Annotated in this window: 22 protein-coding genes; 5 read left to right on the forward strand and 17 right to left on the reverse strand. The window is 44.2% G+C overall.

Going from position 1 to position 24966, the window contains the following annotated elements:
- Positions 1–141: 141 nt before the first annotated feature.
- Positions 142–1572 carry an APC family permease gene (locus MM817_RS02175; RefSeq protein WP_241711794.1) on the reverse strand — a complete coding sequence of 477 codons (1431 nt, stop codon included), beginning with the start codon at positions 1570–1572 and terminating at the stop codon, positions 142–144.
- A 293-nt stretch (positions 1573–1865) separates the two neighbouring features.
- Between MM817_RS02175 and MM817_RS02180 the strand changes: the two genes are divergently transcribed.
- A complete protein-coding gene (locus tag MM817_RS02180) occupies positions 1866–3131 on the forward strand; it encodes an MFS transporter (RefSeq protein WP_241711795.1) in 1266 nt (421 codons plus the stop codon).
- Between the two features lie 8 nt (positions 3132–3139).
- Here the strand turns inward: MM817_RS02180 and MM817_RS02185 are convergent, their stop codons facing one another.
- Positions 3140–3583, reverse strand: a complete 444-nt coding sequence (locus tag MM817_RS02185) for a Fur family transcriptional regulator (RefSeq protein WP_241711796.1) — start codon at positions 3581–3583, stop codon at positions 3140–3142.
- A gap of 106 nt (positions 3584–3689) precedes the next feature.
- On the opposite strand from MM817_RS02185, the gene MM817_RS02190 reads away from it, so the two are divergent.
- Positions 3690–4346 carry a peroxiredoxin gene (locus MM817_RS02190; RefSeq protein WP_241711797.1) on the forward strand — a complete coding sequence of 219 codons (657 nt, stop codon included), beginning with the start codon at positions 3690–3692 and terminating at the stop codon, positions 4344–4346.
- A 131-nt stretch (positions 4347–4477) separates the two neighbouring features.
- Here the strand turns inward: MM817_RS02190 and MM817_RS02195 are convergent, their stop codons facing one another.
- Together MM817_RS02195 and MM817_RS02200 are read right to left on the reverse strand one after the other, a co-directional pair.
- Complete coding sequence (locus MM817_RS02195; protein ID WP_241711798.1) at positions 4478–6394, reverse strand: ABC-F family ATP-binding cassette domain-containing protein; 1917 nt, start codon at positions 6392–6394, stop codon at positions 4478–4480.
- A 54-nt stretch (positions 6395–6448) separates the two neighbouring features.
- Positions 6449–7846, reverse strand: a complete 1398-nt coding sequence (locus MM817_RS02200; protein WP_241711799.1) for a cytochrome P450 — start codon at positions 7844–7846, stop codon at positions 6449–6451.
- Between the two features lie 313 nt (positions 7847–8159).
- Here MM817_RS02200 and MM817_RS02205 point away from each other — a divergent pair, with 313 nt between their 5' ends.
- The gene (locus MM817_RS02205) at positions 8160–9677 is read left to right on the forward strand and encodes a phosphodiester glycosidase family protein (RefSeq protein ID WP_241711800.1); all 1518 of its coding nucleotides are present in this window, start codon (positions 8160–8162) and stop codon (positions 9675–9677) included.
- A gap of 49 nt (positions 9678–9726) precedes the next feature.
- Here MM817_RS02205 and MM817_RS02210 read toward each other — a convergent pair whose 3' ends face one another.
- Positions 9727–10182: a thiol-disulfide oxidoreductase DCC family protein gene (locus MM817_RS02210; RefSeq protein WP_241711801.1), complete on the reverse strand. Its 456-nt coding sequence runs from the start codon at positions 10180–10182 to the stop codon at positions 9727–9729.
- 54 nt (positions 10183–10236) lie between these two features.
- Here MM817_RS02210 and MM817_RS02215 point away from each other — a divergent pair, with 54 nt between their 5' ends.
- The gene (locus MM817_RS02215; RefSeq protein WP_241711802.1) at positions 10237–11019 is read left to right on the forward strand and encodes an SDR family NAD(P)-dependent oxidoreductase; all 783 of its coding nucleotides are present in this window, start codon (positions 10237–10239) and stop codon (positions 11017–11019) included.
- 31 nt (positions 11020–11050) lie between these two features.
- Here the strand turns inward: MM817_RS02215 and codA are convergent, their stop codons facing one another.
- The 12 genes from codA to MM817_RS02275 form a co-directional block, all read right to left on the reverse strand.
- Positions 11051–12337 carry a cytosine deaminase gene (gene codA, locus MM817_RS02220; RefSeq protein ID WP_241711803.1) on the reverse strand — a complete coding sequence of 429 codons (1287 nt, stop codon included), beginning with the start codon at positions 12335–12337 and terminating at the stop codon, positions 11051–11053.
- 2 nt (positions 12338–12339) lie between these two features.
- On the reverse strand, positions 12340–12885 hold the full coding sequence (gene msrA, locus MM817_RS02225; RefSeq protein WP_241711804.1) for a peptide-methionine (S)-S-oxide reductase MsrA: 546 nt from the start codon (positions 12883–12885) through the stop codon (positions 12340–12342).
- 172 nt (positions 12886–13057) lie between these two features.
- The gene (locus MM817_RS02230) at positions 13058–13720 is read right to left on the reverse strand and encodes a cytochrome c biogenesis protein CcdA (RefSeq protein WP_241711805.1); all 663 of its coding nucleotides are present in this window, start codon (positions 13718–13720) and stop codon (positions 13058–13060) included.
- Between the two features lie 105 nt (positions 13721–13825).
- On the reverse strand, positions 13826–15010 hold the full coding sequence (locus MM817_RS02235; RefSeq protein WP_241711806.1) for a cobalamin-independent methionine synthase II family protein: 1185 nt from the start codon (positions 15008–15010) through the stop codon (positions 13826–13828).
- Between the two features lie 44 nt (positions 15011–15054).
- Positions 15055–15777, reverse strand: coding sequence for a sulfurtransferase TusA family protein (locus MM817_RS02240; RefSeq protein ID WP_241711807.1), 723 nt, complete (start codon positions 15775–15777; stop codon positions 15055–15057).
- A gap of 16 nt (positions 15778–15793) precedes the next feature.
- Entirely contained in the window at positions 15794–16153 is a 360-nt protein-coding gene (locus MM817_RS02245) for a DsrE family protein (RefSeq protein WP_241711808.1), read from the reverse strand.
- A 182-nt stretch (positions 16154–16335) separates the two neighbouring features.
- Complete coding sequence (locus MM817_RS02250; protein ID WP_241711809.1) at positions 16336–17661, reverse strand: MBL fold metallo-hydrolase; 1326 nt, start codon at positions 17659–17661, stop codon at positions 16336–16338.
- A 13-nt stretch (positions 17662–17674) separates the two neighbouring features.
- On the reverse strand, positions 17675–18502 hold the full coding sequence (locus tag MM817_RS02255; protein WP_241711810.1) for a carbohydrate ABC transporter permease: 828 nt from the start codon (positions 18500–18502) through the stop codon (positions 17675–17677).
- A gap of 2 nt (positions 18503–18504) precedes the next feature.
- Entirely contained in the window at positions 18505–19878 is a 1374-nt protein-coding gene (locus MM817_RS02260) for an ABC transporter substrate-binding protein (protein ID WP_241711811.1), read from the reverse strand.
- An 88-nt stretch (positions 19879–19966) separates the two neighbouring features.
- On the reverse strand, positions 19967–20848 hold the full coding sequence (locus MM817_RS02265; protein WP_241711812.1) for a carbohydrate ABC transporter permease: 882 nt from the start codon (positions 20846–20848) through the stop codon (positions 19967–19969).
- Positions 20849–21140: 292 nt separating this feature from the next.
- Positions 21141–21536 carry a hypothetical protein gene (locus MM817_RS02270; RefSeq protein ID WP_241711813.1) on the reverse strand — a complete coding sequence of 132 codons (396 nt, stop codon included), beginning with the start codon at positions 21534–21536 and terminating at the stop codon, positions 21141–21143.
- 157 nt (positions 21537–21693) lie between these two features.
- Positions 21694–23316: a long-chain fatty acid--CoA ligase gene (locus tag MM817_RS02275; protein ID WP_241711814.1), complete on the reverse strand. Its 1623-nt coding sequence runs from the start codon at positions 23314–23316 to the stop codon at positions 21694–21696.
- Positions 23317–23486: 170 nt separating this feature from the next.
- Here MM817_RS02275 and MM817_RS02280 point away from each other — a divergent pair, with 170 nt between their 5' ends.
- Positions 23487–24944 carry a diguanylate cyclase domain-containing protein gene (locus tag MM817_RS02280; protein WP_241711815.1) on the forward strand — a complete coding sequence of 486 codons (1458 nt, stop codon included), beginning with the start codon at positions 23487–23489 and terminating at the stop codon, positions 24942–24944.
- Positions 24945–24966: the final 22 nt, after the last annotated feature.

Below are 24966 nucleotides of genomic sequence, written 5' to 3' on the forward strand. Positions count from 1 at the left end.
CACCTCACGCCTCATCCACACTCTAGTGTTTGGATTACAGTATACTCTACCGTAACTATAGCACATTGAGCTTGCGAAACATTCATTTCAATAAAAAGGCCCTTTTGCAAACTTCTACAAAAGGGCTTTAGTACGTATCGATTAAGCTGGGTCCGCACTCCGATGCCTAGTTGCCAGACCATCAGCTTCATCCAATTCCGTTTTATGGTGTCGCTGTAAATACATGATATACGCTATAACACCAGCCGCAAATACAATGAAAATCGCAGGTGAAATCCACAACGGATACACAATGGGCCACACGGATTCATATAGTACAACCCATAAGATTACAGTCGAAAGAACAGGTAAGATAAAGTGGCGCACAATATGCATCTGATGCATTTGTCGGTAGAGGCGAATAACAGATAAATTCAGTAGCGTATGCGCAGCCACCAACCCAAATAATACAGCTGTAGTCAACACATTAAACGCATTGCTAGGTCCAAGTAAAAAACCAAAGATGAGGCCGACAGCCATAGCGATCGAGGCAAGAACAATTACACCCATGCGGGGAGCAGATTGCCCGTTGACTTGAGCAAAAGAAGTGTGCGCTAAGCCATCGCGGCTAATGGCATACAATATACGCGAAGAACTTGTAATGAGTGCAATCCCATCTGCAAGCGCACTATTTAAAGCCAATACAATGAGTGCAATCGCTCCAATTGGGCCTAGATAGTGAAGAAACACGACGACTCCCGGTGCGCCATTGCTAGCGAAGCTAGCCATCTGATTCAGTCCCCATCCCACTGTTAACGCATAAGCGGACAGCGTGAGTGCAGTTCCTACTAGCGCAAGAGAGATCATAGCCGCCTTCCCAACGACTTTGCCACGTGTTTGTACCTTTCCTCGTGCCTCTTCTCCTAGCGGTGCATGGCTTCCCACACCGATAAAACTGGTGATGGCGAAAATCATGCCAAGCGCAACCCCTTTAACTCCAACAGGAAACAGCGAAAATGGCTGTAGCGGAACCGCCGGGTGCACACGCGCAATAATAATGATCGATGCGACGATGAGAAAAGCAATCTCAACGAGACTAGTGAACGCGATAAATTTAATCGTCGGTCGAATACCAGCGATTCCAAGTAACAATGGCACACCAATAAAAAAGAGGACTGAAATAATCCAAATCCAGCTAGGTAACACGATATGAATCATTGCAAAGAGTCCGGGTAAAAATACACCACCAATGTAAATGGGAATACCAGCTACACTGATAATTTGATAAAAAATAACCATAAATGCTGTAAATACTGCCGCTCGTGGACCTAATCCAGCCGCCACATATCCATAGTAACCACCAGCTGTCGTTCTGTGTTTAGAAAGATGATACAGCGTATTGACCTCAATAAACATAATGAGAAAGGCGAGCAGATAAGATAATGGGAGTGCAGCCATTGCAAACGCTGCACCTGCGGTCATAAATGCGACCACATCGCAAGATGGAGCCATCCCGCTAATACTCTGACTCACTAACCCCCAAAAGCCCACTGCATTCTCTGCTAGTTGAGTGGATGCTTCTTGCCTCTTCATACATTCGCCCCCATACCGGCTACATAAGATGCATCTTCTATGTATCCATGTAGAATAAAACAAAACGTAGTAATTACGATATAATTACCATACTACAGCGCTTTGTTTTGGTCAATAGTAACTATTACTTTTAAACGATTTTATTTCTCATGTTTACCTCTATTGAATTGTTAGGTTATACTAATATAGATCGTCAATAGTCGCTATCGTTTATCTATGGACACTTAGAAGAATTGCCTCTACCTGCACAGTTATGCCCTAAGTCAGCTAAATCATACATGTGGAGGGTACATATGACTTCATATCATACGCACACAAAACTTCGCTTCATCATCTTACTGACTGCTTGGGGAATCCTTGTGGGTACGTATGACTTAGGATCTCTTTCTATTTCATTGCCACAACTCATCATCATGTGGCATCTAGATGGCTTGCAACAGTCTTTTCTTGGTTCCTCTACATTGATTGGCATGGTTTTTGGCAGTATCGGGGCAGGCGTACTCGCTGACCGTTTTGGACGTCGAAGTATCTTATTGCTGGATTTTGCTACATTTATCATCGCAGAAGTCATCAGTGCCACAGCCCCCGACTATACCGTCTTGCTTATCGCACGTTTTATTGTAGGCATTGGCATTGGCGCAGAATTTGCAACTGCATTTCCCTATCTTTCGGAGCTAATACCGGCCAAAACTCGCGGTCGAGTCATGGCTAGTGTCATGTGGGCAGCCAATTTTGGCATGTTAGCTGCATATGGTGTAGGAGCATGGTGTTTACATGCAGGACCAAGTGGTTGGCGCTCTACATTAGCGATTGGCGCACTCCTTGCCACACCTTTATTATTTTTTCGTACCATCCTTCCAGAATCAACAGCTTGGCAAAACCATCATATAACTTCTCTGAAAGAGTTTACTTCCACATGGAAAAATAAAGCCCTACGTCGCATGTTACTTAGTAATAGCTCCAATTGGTTTTTCTACCAAATAAGTGATCAAGGATTATCTCTGTTTTTACCGACGTTTTTAATGGAACAATTAGGTTCATCTGTTGTTCGTGGGGTCTTAGCCAGTTTATTAGTTAAAGCTATCACGATCCCAGCAGCCTTACTCACAGTATTTCTCATAGACCGCACAGGCAGGCGCCCTATACAATTATGGGGATTTTTCGGCCGTACCATAGGGCTTTTTGCTCTTGCGATGCTTTCCATTTCTATACCAGGAACACATAAACTTTGGGTTATACTAGCTCTCATCGTCACCTATGCTTTTGGCGCATTTGGTCCTGATAAAACAACTGTTATTCTACCGGCAGAACAATTCCCAACAGAAATACGGGCTTCTGGTCAAGGAATTGCGGAATCCATGGGTCGTATCGGTGGTATCACTGGTGTAGTCGGCTACGCCTTACTCTCCACCACGGTGAGTAACAGTGCAGGCATTCTATTATTTGCTGTTGCAGCGCTCATCGGATGGATCATCACGATCTCTAGCACAAAAGAAACCAATCATCAATCCATTACTTTTCTACAAGAATTTGAAAGTACAACAAGCATGGGAAAGTAAGTATCGCTTCAATCCGCTTTACGCACATCTAGATCTCTGCAATTTTTACATAAGCCGCGAACCTCTATATGGTAAGACCTCATATCAAAATGATGCTCCTGCACTGCAGCACTGATATCAATCTCTGGCAAATACACATCCATCATCATTCCACATCGATCGCAGATCAGATGGTGATGGTTTACAGTATTTAAATCATATCGACTCGCCTTGTCTCCATACCGCAATTCGTGAATGATATCCGCATCAAGAAATGATTTTAGCGCATTATAAACTGTGGCAAAACTAATCGCAGGAAAATGATTCTTTAAATGACTATAGATCTCCTCAGCGGTCGGATGAACTTGGCCCATCTGCTTCATTGTTTCAAGTATTGCTACTCTCTGCGGGGTTACACGTAGCTCTGCAGCTTTCAGTATCGGTGTCGCATCCCACTCCTCTTGCATGTGCATTATCAGTTCCTCCTCTTTATATGCTGTTGCATATCAGTATAAGTGTAGTATAATTACGGCGTGAATAAACAATAATAATTCTAATTAAAACTCAGGAGGTTACCCCATGTCTACCACAGAACAGCAAACTTCACTTCCCCAATTAAATGAATTTGCTCCAGATTTCGATGCTGTATCCACGCAAGGTAAAATCAAGTTGAGTGACTTTAGGGATAAGTGGGTCGTTTTATTCTCCCACCCTTCTGATTTTACTCCTGTTTGCAGCACCGAATTCATCGGTTTTGCAACGAGAGCTGCAGAATTCGAAAAGCGCAACGTCCAGTTAATTGGATTGTCTATTGATAGCGTACACTCTCACCTAGCCTGGTTGCAAGACCTAGAACAAGTTTTCGGAACAAAAGTGCCATTTCCAGTCATCGCTGACCTTGATATGAAGGTTTCCAATCTATATGGCATGATTCACCCTAAAGCGGCTACAACAGCTGCAGTACGTGCAGTATTTATCATCGATGATAAGGGCGTTCTGCGTGCGATGCTTTACTATCCCATGAGCGCTGGTCGCAATATCTCAGAAATCTTGCGCTTAATCGATTCGCTACAAACCACTGATCAATATGGGAATTCAACACCTGCAAATTGGAAGCCTGGTGATCCAGTCATTGTTCCTGCACCAACTAGCGCAGATCACATGGAAACGAAAGAAGAATCTGAAGCCAAAGGGCTAGATTATAAAACGTGGTATTTGCGCCTAAAGACTCTTTAAAAAGCGTCTGAACTGATGTAGCACAATGTTGCCGCTACCTGTAGTAGCTGTTTTCATTGCAGTTGGGGTACACAGTCTGTGAAAAAGAAACTTCAAGTTTTTCCGTATGACGATGTGAGAAGAGCCGACATTTAACTTTGTCGACTCTTCTCAATTTCTTCAGCCCGTTCATTCAAGTACGTCCAACGTTCAATGAGATGATCTATCTCTAGCTCGAGTTTTCTTTTCTCCTTAAAGAGCTCCTCAATCTTTCCATAATCACTTGCTGCTTGCTCCATCTGCTGCAAAATCTTGTTAAGAGCCTCTTCAGCGTTTGCAACAAGCTGATCAATTTGTTCGAAGTCTTTCTGCTCTTGATACGTAAATTTCAGTGTCTTGCGCCGTTGCCGGGAATGGTCCGTCTTATCTAGCTGCTCTGATCGTTGTCCATGGCCATCGACTTGTTTAGCAAGATCCGTTAGCATCGGGCGTTTAGCAAGATAATCTGTAAAGTTGCCATTGTATGAAGTTATCTCCCCATGGCCTTCAAACGCAAATATCTTTTCAGCAACTCGATCTAAAAAGTAACGATCGTGAGAGACAACAATCACTGCACCTGCAAAATCATCAAGAAATGACTCCAAAATAGAGAGCGTAGGAATATCCAGGTCATTGGTTGGTTCATCAAGCAAAAGGACATTTGGCGCTGACATTAAGATGCGCACTAAGGCTAATCTCCGCTTCTCTCCACCTGACAATTTAGCGATAGGCGTCCACTGCATAGATGCAGGAAATAAAAAACGCTCTAATAACTGTGCAGCAGAAAGTCGTTTGCCATCTACCATATCAATCCATTCTGCCTCTTTGCGAACATAGTCGATGACACGCTCTGTCTCCGTCATGTCTTCATGTTCTTGTAAAAAGTATCCTATCTTCACTGTCGCACCAATGGTCACTGTGCCCTGATCAGGAACGAGTTGTCCTGCCATGATCTTTAAAAGTGTAGATTTTCCACTCCCATTTGGCCCCACAATCCCAAGTCTGTCATGCCGCAATACAAGGTATGTAAAATTGCGAATCAATATCTGTTCTCCAAAACCTGTATTTACATGTTCTAATTCAATCACTGTTTTACCAAGCCGTGAAGCGACCGATGATAATTCTAATACATCATGCGTAGCTGCTGGCGCTTGTTCTAATACATCGTAATAACGTTGTGTCCGTACTTTAGACTTTGTACTTCGCGCTCGAGCGCCACGCAATATCCAATTTATTTCATTGCGCAAAAAGTTTTGGCGCTTCTCTTCAGATGCTCTTTGCGATTCTTCGCGAGCAAGTTTTGCTTCAATAAATGCGTGATACCCGCCAGTGTATCGATAGATATGACCAAAATCCAATTCAAATATGCGATTGACCAAACGATCTAACAAGTAGCGATCATGTGTAACCATAAATAATGCACCTTTACGTTTTTGCAAATATTCCTCTAGCCACATCGCATGTTCATGATCGATATGATTGGTTGGCTCGTCTAATATCAACAAATCACAAGGCGAAATGAATGCGCGCGCAAGCGCAACGCGCTTACGCTCACCACCTGAAAGCGTGCCCACCACTCGTTCAAACTGCGTGATACCTAGTTTAGTAAGAATCGTCTTTGCTTCATGTTCAAGTTGCCAAGCCGATGACTGATCCAACTGTTCTTGCAATCGGATCAATTGACGCTGATAGGTTGCACCCTGATCCTCTTGCAGTAACAATGCTTCGTACTCACGCAATAAACGCATAACGGGCATATCACCTGCAAAAACCTGGTTTAAAATCGTCTCCCCCTGATCAAAAACCGGCTCTTGCGGAAGATAGTGTATCACGGCACCCTGAGACAATGCGATGTTTCCTGTCTCAGGTTTTTCTAGACCTGCAATCACTTTCAGTAGCGTGGATTTCCCCGCGCCGTTAACCCCTATGAGCCCAATGCGCTCGCCTTCTTCAATACCAAATGATACGCGATCTAATAATGTCTTGTCTCCATATGTTTTGGATACATTTTCAACTGATAGAATATTCATCTTCATACCCTCATTCGCAACACGCATTGAACATCATCTCACGCGATGATCCGTTTATTTCAACTCATTGCGCACAGTCATTTTCATCGTTAATCCACCCCGAACGCGCAAGGACACAGATGGTTCAGGATCGATTACTGCATCTTTTTGTAACTGCACATGTCTTTTCTGTAGGATAACCGCTAAAATCAACGTTGCCTCCATTTTAGCAAAAGTATTGCCAATACAGGTCCGGCTACCTCCGCCAAAAGGAATATACGCAAACTGTGGCCAAGTATGCGGTTGATCATCTGCAAATCGCTCTGGTATAAACTGTTCAGGATCATCATACCATGCAGGGTTACGATGCATGACATATGGACTAATAATAAGCGACGATCCTGCAGGGACAGTCACGCCCAATACAGTGATCGGTTCGACTGTCTCACGTAAAATGGTCCAGGCCGGTGGATACAATCGCATCGTTTCTTGCAGTACCTGGCGCATATACACAAGTTTGCGCACATCTTCAAAACCCGGGCGACGTCCCCCCAGTACATGATCCAGTTCATCATATAGTTTATCTGTCACTCTTTTGTCTAGTGCAAGCCGATAAAGCACAAAAGACAACAGGTTTGCTGTCGTTTCATGACCACCGATGATCAGCGTCGCCAATTGATCGCGAATTTCATCATCTGGTATCAAATCCTGATCTTCTGTGCGAACTGTATATAAATAATCAAGAACATTGAGCGTGCGACCACTCAACATAGTCGGCGTTCCATGTGCTGTGCGCGTACATTCATCATCCGCTAGTCGCGCGACTCGCTCCCTCCCTTGCTGCATCACCCGCAATATCACAGCATCAAATTCATGAACTAACCGTTTATGCTTGCGGTTAGCTGGAAGAGGCAACCATAGTGGAAAGGTGACCGCACTTAGCAATTTATGCGCGCTAAATTGAACACTATGTTCAATAATATCATGCAAATTTTCTCGATCTTCTCCTACTTCTACACCAAATAGTGTTTGAAATACAATGTCGAGTGTCAATTCTAAAAACTGCTGAGAAACAGGAAACCATTGATCTTTAGGCCAAGTCGCTATACGTTCTTCAGTGAGGCGCACGATGTCGTCTGCTGCCGCTGCAAGCATTCTCGTGTGAAACGCAGGTTGCATGATCCGCCTTTGCTGTGCGTGTTGCTCCCCTTCACTTGTCAACAACCCACGACCTAGAGTTAGGCCCAATATCCGCCCCGACTTTCCTTTGACAACACTTTGCTCAGAGATCGCAAGGACTTCTCGCACCCACTCTGGATGATGCAGAATATACGAAGGTTGACCGCTCACAGAAGGAATCTTTACGACATCACCAAGTGGCTGCGTGTCCATCAAAAATCCAATTGGATCCTTACGAAAGCCGATATATAGTTTCAGTGGATTACCAGAAAGTGTTGCCAACTTGCACGTCACGACAATCACCACCTCTTCTTATCCTTATTATGTTCATTCATCATCTATATAAGTAACTATAAAATCCATATTAGAGCCTGTTCAAAAAGGGGGCAGGTAAGACCCGCACAGTACAAGGAAGCAACAAGCCAAGAATGTGGACTGAGCGTACGTTTTGGGTACGTGAGGGAGCGTTCTTGGCGCTGACGCTGCCATGTGCCGGGGAGTTCTGACCCCTTTTTGAACAACCTCTATTATGAAGTTACCATCCGCAAATTCCAGATGATATACTTGAGAATAGCTTGATCACACTCTCTAGTATAAGGGGATTTATATGACACTTCGCCATAGACTGAAACAAGTTGCCCTATCTGCTTCTACTCTTGTTCTTTTATTGTCAACAGCAACAAGTACCTCCTATGCGTCATCGAGCATGACACAAGATCATATTTACTTTAACGGACAACTTGTCTCTTCTCCGTTTGGACGTATGGCCATTGATCCCAATTCACACGAGGCAACTACCTATATCCCTATTGCCTACGTCATGGCCATGCTCTTAAAGGAACTACACATTTCAAGCACTTGGAATGGTCATCTGTGGAATCTCCATGTACCGACAAACTTCACCTATGTTCCTTCTCACATTGCATCACCACATTTGAAGAACACTACGACCATCACTATTGACAATCAGCCATACATACACGTTCCATCCCTGATTGGACAAGATCCCTATACGCATAACCTTACTACATATGTGCCTATATATGATATTGAGCAGCTACTTATAAAGCTAGGCGTACCTAATAATTGGAACGGAAGCGTATGGTCTGTAGCTCCACCTGCTCATACAGCCGAAGCGTCAACGCTAAGTAACTCTGAACAAACAGCAGTCACTTACCATCAACTAACAGTCGATGGTGTTTCCGTGGCTTCTCTTTATGTTGATATAAACAATCCACACGTGATCGTTAAACCTGTCATTGCAGATAATCATTTTGGTCAAACTGCATCTCTGACTGCACTTGCACAGTCAGTCCATGCAATCGCCGCTGTAAACGGTACGTATTTTGATGCATTATCCACAATGTGGCCAGCAGGTTCGCTCTTCGTAAACGGACAGTGGATACATACAGATGGTGGAACACTCATGGGTTTTGGAGCAGGTGGTAAGGTCATCATGACAAGAGCAACCGAGTCTTTATGGATGACGATTGGCAATCGACGCGTGTGGCCATGGAAAATCAATTCGTGGCATGGTCAACCAACTGAAATCTCTATTCTTACTCGGTTGTACGGGCATTCTACCCATATTGCCAATGGAACGGCAGTTGTTGTACAACATGGCGTCGTCACAGCTATTACTTACGGCAACACCAGCATCCCGGAACATGGATACGTCGTTGAATGGGGGAATTCTCCTTACAACCAAAATTTCTTACAAAACGTTCATCTGGGCCAACTGGTTCAAAGTAACGTAACCGTCTACAATCAAAGAAAACAACCAGTCAATTTCTCAGGTATCACACAAGCCATAGGTGCTGGACCTATGCTCGTCAATCATGGTCAAATCGTCCTTGACCCAGCAAGCGAAGGATTCACAAGCACATCCCTGATAGACTCACAAACCTCGCGCACGCTGATTGGTATTACGCAGAATCATACCCTTGTCCTAGCTGTCCTATCTTCAGCTACGATGCAACAAGAAGCATTGATCGCACGAGACATGGGACTCATACAAGCGATGAATCTCGATGGCGGGGCATCAAGTGGAATTTATTTTCATGGTCAATCATTGATCGCTCCAACACGCAATTTAGCAACTGCACTCGCAGTCATTGATCAGTAGACAACGCTACAGTGCTCGGTCATCATGAAAACTAAGAAAAGAGTAAATATCACGTGAGAAACCGTTTTTTTATATCTGCAGTTGGTACAATACACGCATTGACCTTGCCAAAAATCCGATAGCGATAGCGTGCCACGACATCGTATACGAGATCACGCAATCCTTGTGGAATCCATATGAACAAAGGATAAATCAGTGGCCAAGGGCGTTTTAACTGTCTACATACACGTAGTGCTGCCGTCGATTTTGCATAGAGCTGCCCTTGTTCTAACCATAATACAGAATCAAGTTGCTGGTCTAACAACCTATCCCTATCCATCATTGTACATTTAGTCTGCATGATGCGCTGTCCAGCATCTGATTGTATGGCTGCAAAAGCAATACGTCCACTTGGATCGTGACGAATGACAAAGGTGACCGATGCAGCGCATAACTGACAGACACCATCAAACAACAACACATAGCGAGGCAATTTGTCTCCCTGATCCAGCGGCGTCAATTCCATACTCACACCTCGATTAGATGACACAGCAAGTCACGTGAAAGTAGGCGATATCCAGTGAAAACAATCGTCATTACCGGTAGCACTAAAGGACTAGGATTTGCACTAGCTACATCCTTTTTGGAAGCGGGTCATCGAGTGATCATCAGTGGGAAAAATCAACACCTACTCGATCAAGCTATGCAAAACCTTGCCTCTCATCAACACAGAGTATCCGCCAAACTTTGCGATGTTCGCAACCATCAAGATATAGTTAACTTATGGGATTTCGCCACCACAACATGGGGCGAAGTCGATATTTGGATCAACAATGCTGGTATCAATCAACAAGGTGATGCATTGTGGGAACTTTCCTTTGATGATATCGAGCGTGTCATACAAACTAATCTTCAAGGGATGATCTACGGTACAAAAGTAGCCTTACAGGGTATGTTACAACAATCGCATGGTCAAATATACAATGTAGAGGGTTTTGGTAGCGACGGCATGCAAAGACGCGGGATCAATTTGTACGGCACAACAAAGCGGGCTCTTACACACTTCACCACCGCATGTGCCAAGGAAGCAAGCGACACTCCAATCCAGGTCGGCTTGCTTTGCCCAGGCATGATGATCACTGATCTATTGCGCGATGAAACGGGACACATACGCAATGAACGGCAAACCAAGCGGATATTCAATATTCTCGGAGATCGTCCAGCTACTGTTGCTAAATTCTTTGTTCCACACATCCTACACAATAAAAAAAACGGAGCACACATCGTATGGCTAACAAAGCGCAAAATACTATGGCGCTTTGCTCGCTCAAGTTACCATCAACGCGACCTATTTGAAGACTGAGCTTCGTGGTCTACACTCATGCAACTGTGATTTAACGTGCAGGTTTAGAAAAATCAATGTGTTCTTCACGACCAGGCTCCATGAAGACAGTCGTCACAGAAGGTTGCGTAGTAGCCACCACTTTTCCTGCACTAATGACATAACGCGCTTGTGGTTGGCGTCGAATCAAGTCAAATGCATTTGTTCCAGGAAGTAAGATGATATTCGCTTTTTTCCCAACTGCAATGCCATACTCCGATTCAATATCGAGTGTTCGAGCCGCCCGCTGTGTGACCATCTCAACCGTTTCTGCAATTTCTTGCATTCCTGTCATATGCGACGTATGCACAGCCATATGCGCCACCTGCAACATACTTCCTATTCCTAGTGGGTACCATGGATCGAGCACATCATCATGCCCAAGGCTCACATTGATTCCCGCTTGCCACATCTCTTTGATGCGCGTTACACCTCTGCGCGCAGGATACCCATCAAATCTTCCTTGTAAAGTGATATTGATCAGTGGATTAGCGACCATATTGATCCCTGATTTTTTTAGCAAACGCATCAACTTATACGCATATGCACCGTTATACGAATGCATGGCGGTTGTATGACTGGCTGTCACCCGTTCACGCAAACCTGTTTCTAGAGCAAGAACTGCCATTGTCTCAATAAACCGTGATTGTTCATCATCTATTTCATCGCAGTGTACATCAACTAACTTTTGATATTTTTGAGCGAGGCGAAAGCACACATGTAAGGACTCTATTCCCATCTCACGCGTATATTCATAGTGTGGTATGGCACCTGCAGCATCTGCACCAAGACGCAGTGCTTCTTCAAGTAATTCTGCTCCCCCCGCATAGGATAAGATGCCTTCTTGGGGAAATGCGACAATCTGCAATTGTACAAAGGGCGAGACGATTTCTTTTACCTTCAGTAAGGCTTTTAGAGCTGTTAAATTAGGATCACATACATCCACATGCGTCCGCACATGCAGTATACCATTGGCTACTTGCCACTTTAAGGCGGTTAACGCGCGTTGTATCACATCTTCTTCAGTCAGCGATGGTTTGCGCTCCGTCCACACCTGAATCCCTTCAAAAAGCGTGCCACTCTCGTTATACCTTGGCTCTCCAGCAGTGAGTACGGAGTCTAGATGAATATGTGATTCGATAAAAGGCGGTAACAGTAAATCGCCTTGCCCTTCGATCTCTTCCACTGCATGCTCGCGAATCGAAGCAGCTATATTTGCAATTATCCCGTCTTGCACACCTACATCCACAGCATCATCTCTTCCAAGCATACGTACATTGCGAATGATTAAGTCGTACACTGCTATTCACCCCAATGTGCGCGAATAAACCCATCGCGCCCAGATCCTATGCGATAGCGTTGATAATGCGCTGTTTTTTTCTGATAATAATCCTGATGATACTCTTCTGCAGGATAAAAAGTGGTGGCAGGAACAATCCTTGTCACTATCGGTTTTGTAAAACGACCACTTTGCTGCAACTCTTCTTTTGATCTTTCTGCCTCTTCACGCTGTGCTGCGTCGTGATAAAAAATAGCTGTCTGATACGATGATCCGCGATCATAAAATTGACCACCTTCATCCGTTGGATCAATTTGCTTCCAAAATAGATTCAATAGCGTTCGATACGAAATCACCTTGGGATCAAAAGTAATTTCTACTGCTTCCACATGCCCCGTCGTATCCGAACACACCTCTTCATATGTAGGGTTTTCCTTGTGGCCACCTGTATATCCTGATACAACTCGAATAACGCCATCCCACTGATCAAAAGGCTTCACCATGCACCAAAAGCATCCACCTGCAAATGTTGCTTGTTGAAATTCTTGTGATTCTGTTCTTTCAGTCACTTCACTCACTCCTTTTTTATCCACCTTCAACTATACGATATCTTGTGTGTGAAGGAAACCATGATCATGGATGAGCCACATAGTACACCACACGTGTACTATGAAAACAGCAGGGTTCCTGTTGACATAGGAACCCTGCTGTTGATTGCACATTCTTCCTTCATTCTGTGTATCATAGATGTCCATGAAAAAGTGCTTTGATGATAGGGCCAGTTTTCCAATCAGCCAATGTCTTTAACGCATTATTGTCATCAAAAATCAGTAGTAATGCTACACCCATCATCAACAGTCCTGCACCACGATCCACCCAGATCATGCGACTCCCCAATGAGCGAAAAGCGCGCACAAGTGATGACGAGAATATAAATGTAATAAAAAACATCACAGAAAACCCTGCACTATATACCAGTAAAACAAGCAATGTCATCACCCATGATACATGCAAACTAGCCACCATCGTCAGTGCTACAATGAGCGTTACCTGCCACCCAAATGCAAGTGTAAAACCTGTGATGTAAGAACGAAATAGAGATGCACTTCCAGCTGCATGCTTTCCTCCTGCAAGACCACGATCATGCAACCATGGGAGATGTATCACACCAAAACGCTGTAAGCTGAGCATAAGTAATAAAAGCCCACCTACTACCCCTGAATAATCCATCCATCCATTAAATAGGCGACCAATGAGTGCCGCAATCATACCGAGTATAATAATAGTCGTTGAAAACCCTACAACAAAAGCAAGACTATGTCTCAACATCGCGCCCTTTACTTTACCGCCAACCGAGACCTCGGCTGCTGTGCCACTCAGGTATGCAACATACGCTGGTAGCATCCCGAGTAGTCAAGGGGCGCAAAATGACACCATGCCAGCTGCTGCAGAAAAAGCCAAGATGACGATATTCATTGCGTATCCCCCCTACTACAAAACGTATAACCTTTACAGAGATGCATCATTATATTTTGCACGTAACACCTGTGCAGCATCAGCGCAAGCGCGTAGTTTTTTCACGGCCTCTTGTGATGAATTCATGGGTCGTTGCGCAAATGTCCCAAATCCACAATCAGGATTTAAAAAAATGCGTTCCTTTGGTAGATATGCAAGTGAGGACTCCACTTTATTCACGATATCGGAAGCCAATTCGACAGTAGACAATCGCGGATTGACCACTCCTAGCCCCACTTCCGTATCACGCAAGGCCTGTAATGCATCGAGTTCACCAGCACGTGGTGTCGCATATTCAAGCACCAATTGATCCACTGCAAGACAGGCTAAGTAAGGCATCAATGGTTCATAGGGGCCGCGCAGCAATACATCTTCCTGTGTACTCCAATTGCCCCGGCATACGTGTACGCCAAGCCTTGATCCTCGTCCACGAAACCCTTCTACCACTTCATTGATCAAATCAGTGGCAAACTGCAATTCTGCTTGTGCATCGACTTTTGCAGTTAAAGCTCCACACATAAACGTGCGGTTAGCATTTTTCTGTGTAAAAACGAGTTCAGTCAACACGGGTTCATCCAATTGAATAAAATCCGCACCGGCATTCACTAGATCTTCTAACTCTTCTCGCAATATGCGTACCACATCTTTTGCCAACGCTTCTTTAGTAGGATAAGCAGCCTGTGACAATCCTTCAACCCACATGGAGCGCGTAAGGAGATAGGGTCCTGGTAACGCGACTTTGATCGCACGATCAGTATGCTTTCGCAAAAACAAAAACTCATCGAGCGCTAGCGGCTTTGCACGTGCAATCGGGCCCACTGCTACGGGATTAGAAAGAGAAAAGGCCGGAACATCCAACGTCCCTAAAATTTCTTCAAACCCAGCCTTATCCTCCACATAATCAAGCAACTCTGCAACGGTTAACATCTTTACATGATGAAGCTTTTCAGCCACGAAAGAGATGAAGTTATCGCGCCGTTGTTCCCCATCAGTCAAAAGATCAACACCCGCTTCCTCTTGCATGCGAACGCTCTCTAGGATGGCACCTTCCGTAATGCGTAAAAACTCCGCCTCATCCATCCGCCCCTCACGTTTATCACGCAGTGCACGCAATACTTCACGTGAACGCGGCCAACTACCGACTACCGTGACAGGAAAGAGTGGCAACTCTTTACTCACAATGGATCACTCCATTCTAATGATTCACAAAGAATGACATACCATTACAGCGAAACTTCTATACGAACGTCTATTTTTGTCGCCTTGCGCAAAGTCTGATAAAGCGGAGAACGTTCTAGTACTTTTTCAAATAGCTGCTTAATCTGTAATTCATCCGTTGCTGTCGCAACATACAAGACCACGGTAATCTGATCTATTGCCGGACTACCATCGTCCTCCAATAGCAGAGCATACAGTACATTGTTTAGCGTTGCTCGAACCGTGCACTCTACTTCATCTAGAACGACTTTAGAACGCGATGCGACTGCTTTTAATCCCACAACTAAGTCAGAACCAAGTGCACTAACTACAAAATCTAATCCTGAAGGTGCATCGACTGTTGCACCAAAGTCTGCTGATTGGCCTGCTAAAAAGCTATGGTTACGAGCATATACTTTCGCGTGTAACCCTTCGGCTCCGCGTATTCGTACAGACCATGTATATCCTCGTGCCGCTTCAAGTTCAGCTTGCAAATGAGATTCACTAGCCTTCTTTTGAATAAAGAAGGCGCGATACGTCTCATATACTTCTACCCCTAGTAATTCATGGCCAACCATTCTACACCACGCAGGTAGGTCTACCGCTACAGAGTCATCACGACTATGTACTTCTAATACCCCATGATCTTGAATAGAATCCATGGCTTTTTTTATAATTAGTAACAACCCAGATCCACAATCTAGATCTCCGCCATCGCACAGACCATCAGAATCCCATTGCTTGTGCATGGTTATTCACCCGCTTCTAATAACTGATACATGCAGCACCTTGTGCAAGGTATTCAATCAACGATGCTCCGCCAACAATGACTGCACCGGAAACCAAATCTTTTTCTACTAAATTGCGTTTCTTCGCACATGGACTGCAGACCCAAAGAGTTCCACCGGCCTCACGAAAATTAGTGAGTAAATCGATTAAAGGTGCAAATCCTTCTTCATGAATGTCATCTGCATACCCCTGTTGTGCTAAATACACACCTTCTGTGCTGAGAAAAACAACTGTTTCTTGGCCTGATGCTACAGATGCATTGGCTACTACAAAGCCAAGTGTTGCCTTATCCGTATCATTTTTTGCTGAAGTAATACTAACGACTATTTTTGCCATAGTTTTTGCCTCCTCATCTCATGTCTAATCAACTACATGAGTATACTCTAAAACAAGCAAAATAAAATATTTATTATCGATATATATTCCATAAAGTTATGATTTAGATATAGTACACAAATAAAAGTCGCCAGAAAAACTTCATGGCGACTTTTTATTGTGTACTATGAATGAAATGATGTTCAGACCGATATAGGAGCAATTGGATAGTTCCGTCCAATATGCGGTACGACTAGCAACCCAGAATGAGGTGCAGGCATTTGTTCTGGATGGAACGTGTGCGTTGCATACAACACATCTGGATTAGCCTGTTCAATACAGGCTTGCAAATACGCGGGATCAGCATGTCCTGTGCTGCGTACGGAAACCATGTCCACTCCAAAAGTCTGTAACCAATTAGTTACATTGGCATATGCCGGATCATAGGCCCCAAGTGGAACCCCATCTGAGTGAATATAGATAGCACCATTATGTGGCTGTATATCTACTAACTCAGTGAGATGTTCATAAGGCAACTCGACCAAAAACGCAGTTTGGTCGTTAGCCAGCTCTTGTGCATTCACTGTTTGCACGTCTAATCCAGTAAGATAGGAAGGCAATGACTCTGCTGCCTGAGTTGCGCATACATACACAGCTGGTCGACTCTGCTCATACTGCACTGGGGCAAGTGTACGAAAAAGATGAAGTGTCGCTGGCGTCAATACCAACTTTCGCGAAACGGCCTGTGCCGCTGCAGCAAATGCAGCGATACGCTCAATGTTGCGATGATATAGTGTAAAAAACACAGCACTCCGATTTTCCATCGTCTTAGCCAGCATGTGTGCCATATCCTTTTCAGGTACAGTATGACGACCGCTAGCTTCCCCAGCACGCGTTCCCTCACTGATGAGAGCGTGTGTTCTATGGGCTCCCAAATACTGAAAAAAGGCTTCCGTTTTATCCGGATGGTTACCGTGTCCGCGAAAATCCCCTGTATAAGCAATCGTCCCACTTAGCGTCTCCACAAAAAAACCAGTTGCACCTTGAATATCATGATCGACTTCTAGCGGCAACACGCGAAGCGATTTCCATTCGATCCATTGTCCATAAGTAAATACACGAATATCGTCATGTTGTCCAATACCTTCACCAATTACCTCAAGTTGCTGATATAACTGATAACTAGGCTCACTCATATAAATTGGAACGGAAGGATCCAACAGAAACAGTAACCCGACATGATCCAAATGAAAATGGCTAATAAACACAGGCAAATCATGTCCTTCTTTAGATCCAGCATACAGTTTAGGCAGATTTGGAATAATACCAAGCGCCATATAATCATCGACTTCTCGGCCCGGTCGCGGTCTTAAAACGGTGTCAAAACTACCAAAACCAGGTGCAAATGTAGAGCCGAAGTCAAACAACACTTCGCTCTCCCCACTTTGCACATAAAGCTTAGTTCCACCGATCACGTTAATTCCGCCATATAAGGTAAAGACAGCTTGCTTACTATCAGATTGTTTCATAACAGCCTCCCTATTAACCTTTTAATCCTCCGCCACCGGCATAGACACCCTCTAAAAATTGCCGCTGAGCTACAAGGAATAAGAGTAAGACTGGCAATGTAGTGTAAACGACGGCAGCCGATAAACCCGTCCAATCCGTCCCGTTTGTCCCAAGAAACGTAGCTAATCCCACTTCCACTGGCTGAACGGATGGACTACTAGTCATAATATAGGGCCATAAGAAACTATTCCATGAGCCAATAAAAACATACAGTGCAACGGTGATGAGAGCAGGTCGGGCTGCCGGGACACCAAATTGCCATAAATATCGAAGACGACTTGCGCCATCGATCTGTGCGGCCTCCCAGTATTCAATCGGTAGCCCCATAAAAAACTGTCGCAAAAGAAAAATCCCAAACACAGAGGCTCCCCACGGTACAATTTGTGCCCAATACGTATTTAACCAGTGAATATCCGCTAATAAGATATAGTCTGGGATCAGTAAGACAGTCTGCGGAATCATCATAATGGCGAGGAAAGCGGCAAAAATCACCGATTTCCCCGGGAATCTCATCGTAGCAAAGGCAAATCCTGCAAAAAGTGACGTGAATAACGAGAGGAGCGTAGTCACTAATGCAATAAAAATCGTATTAGCAAAGTATTGTAACCAAGGTGCTTCACTCCATGAGCGAGCATAATTAGAGAAGTGCCCATGTGGCAAAAATACAGGTGGAAATTGCATCGACTGTCCCTGAGTATTGAGCGATGTGACAATGACCCAATAGAAGGGAAGAATAAACATTAGAGCGATCACCACAATGATGGCAATTCGAATGACAGCCCAAACACGTTTTCCCACCATGATCATGCACCTTGGCTGGTCAACGCTTGCTGCGCTTTTTGTGCTGCAGCTTGAAGCGCTTGGCTAGCAGGTACATGCTGTGTTAGTACTTCTGTGATCGCGTCCCCAATATATCCAACTGCTTGTTGCATACCCGCAACTGGTGGCGTTGGTTTCGCATACTGCAGTGATTGGGTAGCTATCTGTTGGTATGGATGCGTTGAATAGTAGCTGCTCATTAAAGCTTCCGCTGATTGACGAACTGGTAAATAACCAGTAGTCTTTGCCCAATATGCGGTTTGCTGTGGTTCTGTCAACCACTTCATAAACTTCCATGCTGCTTGTTGCTGTGCAGGCGTTGCCTTGGCAAACATGACAATGTTTGTGCCCTGCATCATGTTTCCTTGTCCGGAAGGACCAGCTGGAAGTGCTGCCACATCCATTGTGAACTTCCCATTCACTGCTTGAACGTTGTATGGGTACGATGCAACTGTACTCAAGTCAAATGCTGCTCTCCCAGCACCGAGCGCTGTCTGCCCAGGATAATTGGTTCCGAGCTTTAAGGCTCCTGCTTTATACAGGTTATTAAAATAGTTCATGGTCTGAATTCCTTGTGGAGAATCAAATGCAATCTTCCCATTTTGATATAAATGTCCACCAAAGGAACGCAATACAGAGAGCCACAAATAGGTCCCATTCCCTGGAGCAGTTGGATTGCCTGGATCCATACTCATCGCCCATGTCCCTTTAGACTGCGAGGTGACTGCACTAGCTACTTGAGCAAATTGGGTCCAAGTAGTTGGAACCGCTTGGCCCATCTTTTTTAACTGATTGGCGTTATAGTACATGACAAAATCACTCTTATTAAACGGCATCATCCATATCTTACCATCCGGTAAAAATTGATCACTCCAAACACTTGGCCAAAAATCACCCTGAGCTTTAGCAGATAGTCCATTCTTCCCATTGACAAACGAAGTGAGTGGAAGAATCGCTTGAGATTGCGCAAAGTTTGCCGCCCAATCTTCATAGGCTTGCCCAATCGTCGGTGGATTTTGTGCGGCTATTGCTGCTTCTTCTTTTGTGAGTAATACGCCATAGCTTGGTTCTGGCATAAGCGTTACCGTCACGGATGGATTCTTTTGCTCAAATTGATTAACTAAGTGAGTCAGTGCAGATGCCTGTTTTCCAGAAGACATGGCTTCTGCAAATGTAATATTGACAGTACCACTAGTAGTAGCCCCTGGATTCGCTTGATTCTGCGGTGTAGCTGTCGTACTTGTCCCACAACCTGTTAATAAAAGTGCAAACGCCCCAGATAAAAGCCCAGCTGTTCGAAAAGATCGTTTCGTGATATGTACTTTTTTTGAAACATGTCCTATATGCAATGACTTCATTACAAATCCCCCTCTTTATCTATGATCACACTCTGCGTAACGCTATCTATCCTTCTGTGCTCATAAAACAGGACTTTATCTATCCCGTCTATACGTGCCGCGCTCTTGAAACTCGCATTTGTACAAATGTCAGCGCAGCCGTAATCAAAAAGATAATGACAGCTAAGGCAGCTGCATATCCTGTATGGTAAAAAACAAACGCTTGTTGATACAAATAAAAGCTCGCAGTAGTCGTTGCGTTAACCGGACCACCTCCTGTAAGCGTAAAAAACTGAGTAAATGCCTGCAGTGCACCAATGGTATTAATAACGACAACAAAAAGTGTAGTTGGCGCTAATAGCGGCCATGTGACAGCCCAAAATTCCTGCCAGGGAGTAGCTCCATCAATGCGCGCAGCTTCCCCTACATCAGATGGAATGGTTGTAAGTCCTGCCATAAAAATGACGACGTTAAACCCAATTCCATGCCATAGGGTATAGATAATGACAGAAGGCATAGCAAATCGCACCGATTGCACCCACCCAATCGTAGGGAGATGCGCCATTTGTAGCAATTCATTAAATAGCCCGAATTGGGGATTGAATAACCACAACCAAACAATCGATGTTGCGACGACTGGCGTCACATACGGAACAAAAAACACCAAACGAAATAATCCACGACCGCGAAATGGACGCATCAACAACATGGCGATCAACAGTGCCCCAAATACACCAACGGGCACCGATCCTACAACAAAATATAGAGTCATCCATAAGCTATGCCAAAAATCGGCTGATTGAAGCAATTGGGCATAGTTCCCTAACCCAACGAAGGTCGACATCATCTGATTGAGAAAATCCCAATGATATAGGCTGATATAAAGAACGAAGATCGCTGGCCCCACCGTGAATACTAGAAAAATTAGAGCGGAGGGTGAAAGGTACATGTAGGCCGCCAATGCCTCTCGTTGAGTACGCTTCAAGCTCAAAAATGATCCCTCTTTTATGATGGTGTAAGATATGGTAGATGCCAAGTAACAACCACTTACTACGATTATTCACTGTTGCAACTCAGACACAACACAATAATTCTCCCTTGTGTTGAGTATACCATCCGGTCATCAAATACATGTAAAGACACGATAACTATTTTGTAAATAACCAAAACGCAAAGCCTAAAGGTGATTATTTTTTAAAATGTGATCAACCCCTTTAGCATCATAGCAAAAGGGGTTGAAAGCCTGCAGCAAGTACACGTTAATCACTCACAACACTAGCCAATCAACTCCTAGATGGTGTTGAAACAGCTACTCTTTTTGCTTCTTTACTGCCGTTTCTCTCTGATTGGTACACTGCCAAACATACAATAGACAATACTACAGGTACGACGGTCCATAACAGCGCAGTGTGATCCTGGTAGGTCATCCCAACATAGAATACAACGACAGCTGTCAAGGCAAAGGATCCCACCGCTATTAGCGGTTTTATTAACACAAAAAATCCAGACACTAAACACAAAACGGCAAAAACGAAGTTACCTGCCCCATCCCCCTCCAATTGAGGAATGTGTTGTGTCACACCCACTTGAGCGATGACTTCCGCTTGTAGCCCTGCATACAAAGCAAAGCTAGCTGCAACGAATACGATGAGTGATTTTAGTAGTAATTTTACAGCCAATGCAAACCCCTCTCTCCTTAGACAGATGCATGTGCACACACCTTACCCCATCTCACGTGCAAAGTCTGTCGAAGAAACAGAGGAGTTCGAAAATATCAACAAAAACGCATACTACACAAAATGATCATGTAGATCGCTCTAGCAGACCATCTTCATTTTACTCTTGATGATCCCATTGCCAATCCTTAAATTGTTCACGCAGTGCTTTTTTATAAAATTTACCTGCTGACGTTCGAGGAATCTCTGCAACAAATACAAAATCGTCAGGTAGCCACCATTTTGGGAATCGCTCAGAGAGAAATTGAAGCAACTCTTCTTTAGAAACCTGTCTGCCTTCTTTGAAAACAACAGCTGCTATTGGTCGTTCCTGCCACTTCGGGTGTGTCACACCCACAACTGAAGCTTCTAATACATCAGGATGATCCATGAGTGCTCCCTCTATGTCAACGGAGCTTATCCACTCACCACCTGATTTAATTAAATCTTTGGTGCGATCGACAATCTTCATATACCCTTCTGAATCGATATTGACCACATCTCCAGTCTGAAACCAACCATCCGCGGTGAAGTTATTTTGTAGCGTCTCATCACCATAATAACTCCCTGTGATCCAGGGCCCACGGACTTGTAATTCTCCCATAGTCTCTCCATCACATGGGACAACGCCATCCTCATTGACCGCACGCATCTCTACAAATGGAACCGCCATCCCTTGCTTCGCCCTTGTTTGATAACGTTCTTTATCTGTTGCGAAAGCCATATGTGGTTTTAACCGACTGACTGTGGCAGTAGGTGTTGTTTCTGTCATACCCCAAGCGTGTATTACTTCTAAATGGAAACGATCAAACGTACGAATTAATCCTTCTGGTACAGCAGATCCACCTACAGCCATCCTAATACGCTGTAAATTAAAGCGCTGTGGCTCCTTTTCTAATAGCTGCGCAATACCAAGCCAGATCGTCGGAACACCTGCGGCAAACGTCACCTGCTCTGCTTCAAATAAGTTCAGCAAACTTTGCGGGTCCAGATGTGGTCCTGGCAGCACCTGCTTAGCACCTGCCATAACGGCCGCATACGGTACGCCCCACCCATTAGCATGAAACATGGGTACTACAGCCGTTACAACATCTCGTGAAGAAATAGCAAACGTGTCCACGTTCGTTATAGCAAAACTATGTAATACCATGGCGCGGTGAGAGTAAACGACACCTTTGGGCCGACCTGTCGTACCCGATGTATAGCACATGGCCACAGCATCGTCTTCGGATATCTCTGGATATGCAAAATCACCAGTAGCTGTAGCCAATAAATCCTCGTAGCTTTCAAACCCCTCTGGTATCGGCAATCCTGAGAGTGGAACAACAAAAATTCTTTCAAATTGTACTTGTGTGACGATTTGCTTCACAAATGGAAGTAACACATCATCAACAATAAGAAAGCGATCTTGCGCATGTTGCACGATATAAGAAATATCATTAGGATGCAAGCGGAGATTTAACGTATGCGTGACCCCACCTGAAGCCGCGATGCCAAAGTACGCCTCAAGATGCGCATAATGATTCCACATGAGTGTCGCCACTCGATCACCGCGTTTAAGCCCAGCTAGTTGCAACGATTCGGCTAATTGACGAGATCGATGATAAAAGTCAGCATAGGTGTAGCGATGGAGCGTGTGATCAGGCAACCGCGATACAACCTCAGTCTGTGGATATAACTGAACCACTCTTTCTAGTATATGGTTCAAAGTTAATGGAAAGTTCATCATCGTCGCTTGTATCATCATATAACCCCCAGTGAGAATGACTGACCTCTTATTCTAGCTAGTATGCAGCATAAATTCATACTTATCAATTGATTGCTAACTATGTTACACTTCATCATGTCAGTCTACTTTTAAGCTAAAAGTATCTCTGGTTATATCAAGAAATTTTATGACTAAAAAGGACTATCATGCTAAAAAACAAGACGTATACCCAACATGATCAACTCATTCATCGCTCGTCAAATATCACACAATCCTCCACGTTAATGGGTAAAACCTTATCAGAAAATACAATGATAAGCATGCTTGATACAAAGGCGACCACTTCCCGCATCTGGAGCATCCGTATATTTGCTATCATTTTATGTCTTATCTTCATTAGCAGTCTACCGTTTGCCACACGTATGACAATTGTCGTTAAACCCTTCTTACCTTCTGTATTATCCATTATGATTGTATCAGAATGGATAACTTCATTCCTATTTTTCGGACAATTTTTTACTACACGAAGAATCGCGTACGCTTTTCTAGCAAATGCCTATCTGTATTCTGGTTTAATTATTGTGCCACACCTTCTCACTTTCCCAGGCATTTTTTCACAAAGTGGGTGGCTAGGTGCTACTTCACAGACAGCTATCTGGCTTTGGGTATTTTGGCATGGTGGCTTTCCACTTGGACTAATGATTTTTGCACTTGCCGATCGTACTGGAAAACGCACTGCAAGTGAGAAGCGAATCTGGCATTGGATCATCTATTCCTTTGCGATCACGCTAAGTATAGTTGCACTAGAAACTCTCCTAGCCATACATTACGTTTCTTATTTACCAACACTCATTAAAGGGCGCAACTACTTTCATCTCTTCACATCAGGCGTAGGTCCTATCGTTTGGCTCATAAACGCAGCCGCAGTCTTGTCTGTCACTTATCCCCAAAAACCCCGTGGAGCATTACGGATGTGGATAGCTATCGTTGCCTTTGCCTCATGGATCGATGTGACGTTGACACTATACGCAAGTGGACGATATATGGTTGGTTGGTATGTGGCGCGGTTTACCAGTCTTATAGCCGGGCTCGTCATACTCCTCGTCCTCTTAGGGGAAATAGTGCGGTTATATCATCAATTTGCAATACAACAGGTACATATCTCCTATTTGGCTTACCACGATCCACTAACAGGACTTGCTAATCGCAGGTTGTTTTTAGAACAGTTACAACACTACCTATCCACAACATCTGAATCGACTTTTTTTGCTGTCCTCGCACTGGATTTAGATGGGTTTAAGAATGTCAATGACACATATGGACATGAAGCAGGTGATCAATTACTACAGGAGATTGCTAACCGATTAACTCTTTCTGTACAACCAGAAGACGTCGTATCACGATTCGGGGGAGATGAATTTACTCTCCTAGTAACGTCTGCAAGCAATGATGCGGATATCTTGCACATAGTAGATCAGATTCTTAACTCAGTGGTTAAAAAGGTCGTTTTGCAAGATGGTGAAGTCGTTAGCGTAACTGCAAGCATTGGCATAGCACTTTATCCCCTACAAGCCAAAACAGCCCAAACACTACTACGCTGTGCAGATCAAGCGTTATATACAGCGAAGGATCTCGGTAAAAATCAATATATATTTGGCACTTAAGTCTTAATAGGGATACACTATA

The organism is Sulfoacidibacillus ferrooxidans (assembly GCF_022606465.1).
Taxonomy (GTDB): domain Bacteria; phylum Bacillota; class Bacilli; order Alicyclobacillales; family SLC66; genus Sulfoacidibacillus; species Sulfoacidibacillus ferrooxidans.

Excerpts from the sequence above, each read along its gene's own strand:
- MM817_RS02180 (WP_241711795.1), top strand. The coding sequence starts at position 1,866 with ATGACTTCATATCATACGCACACAAAACTTCGCTTCATCATCTTACTG.
- MM817_RS02275 (WP_241711814.1), bottom strand. The coding sequence starts at position 23,316 with ATGATACAAGCGACGATGATGAACTTTCCATTAACTTTGAACCATATA.
- MM817_RS02280 (WP_241711815.1), top strand. The coding sequence starts at position 23,487 with ATGCTAAAAAACAAGACGTATACCCAACATGATCAACTCATTCATCGC.
- MM817_RS02190 (WP_241711797.1), top strand. The coding sequence starts at position 3,690 with ATGTCTACCACAGAACAGCAAACTTCACTTCCCCAATTAAATGAATTT.
- MM817_RS02250 (WP_241711809.1), bottom strand. The coding sequence starts at position 17,661 with ATGAAACAATCTGATAGTAAGCAAGCTGTCTTTACCTTATATGGCGGA.
- MM817_RS02195 (WP_241711798.1), bottom strand. The coding sequence starts at position 6,394 with ATGAATATTCTATCAGTTGAAAATGTATCCAAAACATATGGAGACAAG.
- MM817_RS02230 (WP_241711805.1), bottom strand. The coding sequence starts at position 13,720 with ATGCTACCAGCGTATGTTGCATACCTGAGTGGCACAGCAGCCGAGGTC.
- MM817_RS02255 (WP_241711810.1), bottom strand. The coding sequence starts at position 18,502 with ATGGTGGGAAAACGTGTTTGGGCTGTCATTCGAATTGCCATCATTGTG.
- MM817_RS02260 (WP_241711811.1), bottom strand. The coding sequence starts at position 19,878 with ATGAAGTCATTGCATATAGGACATGTTTCAAAAAAAGTACATATCACG.
- MM817_RS02205 (WP_241711800.1), top strand. The coding sequence starts at position 8,160 with ATGACACTTCGCCATAGACTGAAACAAGTTGCCCTATCTGCTTCTACT.
- MM817_RS02240 (WP_241711807.1), bottom strand. The coding sequence starts at position 15,777 with ATGCACAAGCAATGGGATTCTGATGGTCTGTGCGATGGCGGAGATCTA.
- MM817_RS02245 (WP_241711808.1), bottom strand. The coding sequence starts at position 16,153 with ATGGCAAAAATAGTCGTTAGTATTACTTCAGCAAAAAATGATACGGAT.
- MM817_RS02210 (WP_241711801.1), bottom strand. The coding sequence starts at position 10,182 with ATGGAATTGACGCCGCTGGATCAGGGAGACAAATTGCCTCGCTATGTG.
- MM817_RS02185 (WP_241711796.1), bottom strand. The coding sequence starts at position 3,583 with ATGCACATGCAAGAGGAGTGGGATGCGACACCGATACTGAAAGCTGCA.
- MM817_RS02175 (WP_241711794.1), bottom strand. The coding sequence starts at position 1,572 with ATGAAGAGGCAAGAAGCATCCACTCAACTAGCAGAGAATGCAGTGGGC.